Annotated in this window: 4 protein-coding genes and 2 pseudogenes; 2 read left to right on the forward strand and 4 right to left on the reverse strand. The window is 62.3% G+C overall.

The window, feature by feature from the left end:
• From EOA28_RS29340 to EOA28_RS29350, 3 genes and pseudogenes are all read right to left on the reverse strand, one after another.
• Positions 1-653 (reverse strand): annotated as a pseudogene (locus EOA28_RS29340) (homoserine dehydrogenase); the annotation flags it as partial.
• Between the two features lie 241 nt (positions 654-894).
• Positions 895-1,353, reverse strand: coding sequence for a YbaK/EbsC family protein (locus EOA28_RS29345; RefSeq protein ID WP_127251775.1), 459 nt, complete (start codon positions 1,351-1,353; stop codon positions 895-897).
• A 152-nt stretch (positions 1,354-1,505) separates the two neighbouring features.
• Entirely contained in the window at positions 1,506-1,772 is a 267-nt protein-coding gene (locus tag EOA28_RS29350) for a helix-turn-helix transcriptional regulator (protein WP_042640159.1), read from the reverse strand.
• Between the two features lie 293 nt (positions 1,773-2,065).
• Between EOA28_RS29350 and EOA28_RS29355 the strand changes: the two genes are divergently transcribed.
• Together EOA28_RS29355 and EOA28_RS29360 are read left to right on the forward strand one after the other, a co-directional pair.
• Positions 2,066-2,671 carry a hypothetical protein gene (locus EOA28_RS29355; RefSeq protein ID WP_189342234.1) on the forward strand — a complete coding sequence of 202 codons (606 nt, stop codon included), beginning with the start codon at positions 2,066-2,068 and terminating at the stop codon, positions 2,669-2,671.
• Positions 2,672-3,009: 338 nt separating this feature from the next.
• On the forward strand, positions 3,010-3,270 hold the full coding sequence (locus tag EOA28_RS29360) for a hypothetical protein (protein WP_127251774.1): 261 nt from the start codon (positions 3,010-3,012) through the stop codon (positions 3,268-3,270).
• 76 nt (positions 3,271-3,346) lie between these two features.
• Here the strand turns inward: EOA28_RS29360 and EOA28_RS40515 are convergent.
• Positions 3,347-3,434 (reverse strand): annotated as a pseudogene (locus EOA28_RS40515) (hypothetical protein); the annotation flags it as partial.

Raw genomic sequence — 3,434 nt, forward strand, 5'->3', positions numbered from 1 at the left:
CGCACATTCATGTGCCGGCGCTTCGCCTCCTCCTCATAGTCCGGAGGCGTGGCGTCGATGTTGAGCGGGTTGTTCTTGCCCTTGCCCGCGGCAACGATCGGGTGGCCCATGGCGGAGACGAACTCGATCAGTTCCATGCACGAAGACGGCTCGTCGCCGGCGCCCAGCGAATAGGTGACGCCAAGCCGGTCGGCCTCGCTCTTGAGATAGGTGCCGATGGTGACGTCCGCCTCGACATTCATCATCACCAGGTGCTTGCCATGCTCCATGGCGCGCAGGCCAATCTCGGCGCCGACGGCCGGAACGCCGGTCGCGTCGATGACGACGTCGATGAGGTCATTGCCGATGACAAGGCTGGAATCGTTGGTGACGGCGATCTTGCCCGCCTCCATGGCAGCGGTCATGGCCGACGCGTTCGACACTTCCCGCGCGTGTCCGGTTTCCTGGAAAGCGATATCGACGGCCTTGCTGGCCGCCGGCAGGTTGAGTTCGGAAATGGCGCCGATCTCGATGCCGGACATATGGGCGACGCGGGTGACGATGTCGGTTCCCATTTCGCCTGAGCCGATGAGGCCGATGCGGATGGGCTTGCCGGACTTGCCACGTTCCTCGAGATCCCGGGCAAGGCCCGTCAACGAAATATTGGAAGCCATGCCGCTTATTCCTCCCATATTGCATGCTGTCTGATGCTTGACGGGTATTGAACATATGTATTTCTGTCAAGACTAATGTCCAAATCTTTGGCCGTTAGTCGACGCTTTCGGATTGATCGAGGCGCAGCCGCGAAAGGCATGGACCATGAGCGCCGCCATCAACCCAATGCGAGCGTGCGCCTGCGGCCGAATGCCGGCGAAGGCGCTCGCGGACCGCAAGGAGATATCTAGGCGGTAATTGTTACTGGCAAACGTCGACCCATATGGCGCCGACCAGATCGGCCATGCGCTGCGGCGTGATGCGCACAGCGGCGTTGGTGGCGCCGGCAGCGGGGACGACCTCGTCGAGGGCCTTGAGCGACAGATCGCAATAAACGGGAAGCGGCGCCGGCAGGCCAAACGGACAGACGCCGCCCGGCGGATGGCTGGTGACGGCCAGCACCTCCTCGCCGCCCAACATGCGCGGCTTGCCGCCCATCCTGTACTTGAACTTGCGGTTGTCGAGCCTGGCGACGCCGCTGGTGACGACCAGCATGGTCTCGTCGCCGACGCGCAGGCAGATCGTCTTGGCGATCTGCGCGGGCATCACGCCGTGGGCTTCCGCCGCCAGCGCCACGGTGGCCGAACTGGCCTCGGTGACGATGACTTCGATGTCGGGCGCATGCCGCGCAAAGAAAGCGCGAACCGATTCCAAGCTCATGGTGGGCCCCTCGTCAGGTCTGTCGGATAGCAGCGGTCGGCGAATCGCACGGCTAAACCATTGTTGGCAAGAGCCAGCGCTTTCCGCCTTCAGGCATTAAAAAGCCCGCCGGGCGAAACCTCGGCGGGCTCGAATGGACGCTTTTCGCGCCTCTACTGATGCGTGGGCCGATTCTCGGCGGCCGGCACTTTGATCAATTCCTCTTCCGGCATCTGCAGCGCGGAAGCGATGCGCCGGAGCTTGGCGGGATCGGCGTCCTTGCCGTCCTCGATGTCGACGATCTCGCCCACGGCCAGGCCGCAGGTCAAAGACAGTTCCTCGATCGTATATCCCCTCGTTTCGCGAGCGGCCTTCAGCGGATTGAGGCCGGACGCGGCAATGATGTCGTTGGAAACGGCGTTCCGTGCGGTGTTGGGCATGGCAACTCCTTTGGATGAAACAGGTCGGATGAAATGTGGCGTTGCCTGAGACTGGCGGGAGAATGCTCGTTAACAAATGATTTGCCAAGAGCTTAGGCCGTCACGCCATCGTGAAGCGGCATTCCGGCCGGTATCGCAGGCGTCCCACATGTAAGATCGCGCGGCGCCCAATCAAGTTCTTTTGAAGCGCCGCGACCGGTTTCGCCGGCATTTTCGACGCCTCGATTCGTTAGCTGGCCGTCACCGGCAGCCAAAACCCGGGCGACGGGCGTTTCACGGAAGGACCGAATGCCATGGATTTGAAATCATTCGCAATTGTGCTCGGCACAGTCTCAAGTGTCATCTGCGGGGAAGCGTGGGCGACGGATGCCGCACGTGTTCGAGGCACTGTCGTCGGTATAACCGGATCGACGCTGACGGTGAAGGACCGCGACGGCAAGACCGATGCGATCACGCTTGCCGACGGCTGGAAGATTTCGGGTGTCGCCAAGGCATCGGCGGCCGACATCAAGCAGGGCGACTTTCTCGGCATCGCCTCGCTTTCCAAGGCCGATGGCGCCAGCGGGGCGCTGGAAGTCGTCATCTTTCCCGCGGCGCTGACGGGCACGGGAGAAGGCGACCGCGACTGGGATCTGCAGCCCAACAGCCGCATGACAAACGGCACCGTGGCCGACGTCACCGAAATCCAGGGCCGCACGGTCACGCTTACCTATGACAACGGCCAGAAAAAACAGATCGCGATCCCCCAGACGACGCCGATCGTGACATTCGCCGCTGCCACGCCTTCGGATCTGACGCCGGGCGCCGCGGTCTTCGTCAACGCCAAGCGAGGTGGCGATGGCAAGCTCACCGCGAATCGAGTCGTGGTCGGGAATCACGGCATCGCGCCGCCCATGTGAAGCCGCGCAGGCCCCCAAGCGACCTGGTAACCTTTCCAAACCCGAACAAGTCGGTGACCGTAACTTGCAATCCGACAGCGCCGCAGGGAACGCCATCCGTTTCGCTTCGGGCATCGGGACAATCGCTCATATGCTGTCGTTAGGACGGATTTGCCAAATGGCAACACGCAGGTGAGAGTTCTACTCGCGACTTCCTCTCTGCCCCGCATTTTTTGCATCGCATATGAACCTTTCCGTTGGAGACAGCACTAACCGGTTATGGGCGCCGCGAAGGTGCTCCTCAACCCAACGGGACGCCAGAATGCCGATCCCAACAACCAATGGAAGGAAATGCTCAAATGACCAACTTCAAGCGTATCACCCTCGCCGCGGCTCTCGTCGTCTCGGCTTTCGGCTCGGTCTCGGCTCCGGCTTTCGCGGGCACACATCCGACCGGCGACGGCGGCGCCGTCTGTAAGGGTTCGGGCTCCTGCCTGGTGCTGCAGCTCGATTGTAAGGGCACCTACACCGACGCCACCGACAAGAACGGCACCGTCTACGGCAAGTGCAGCCAGGTCATGAAGGTCGACCCGAAGACGCGGCTCAAGCTGGCGAACTGATCGCCTGCAGCCGACGGCATGGAAATGGCGGCCGTCGAGGACGGCCGCCGTTTCTGTTTCAGATTCGGTCGATTGATCAGCGGCGGCTGATAAGAAGGCCGGCAAGCAGTCCGACCACGACAAGTCCGACGGCGGCGGTCGTCGCCGGATGGTCGCGCGCCGTC

This window comes from Mesorhizobium sp. M2A.F.Ca.ET.067.02.1.1 (assembly GCF_004023285.1).
Lineage (GTDB): Bacteria > Pseudomonadota > Alphaproteobacteria > Rhizobiales > Rhizobiaceae > Mesorhizobium.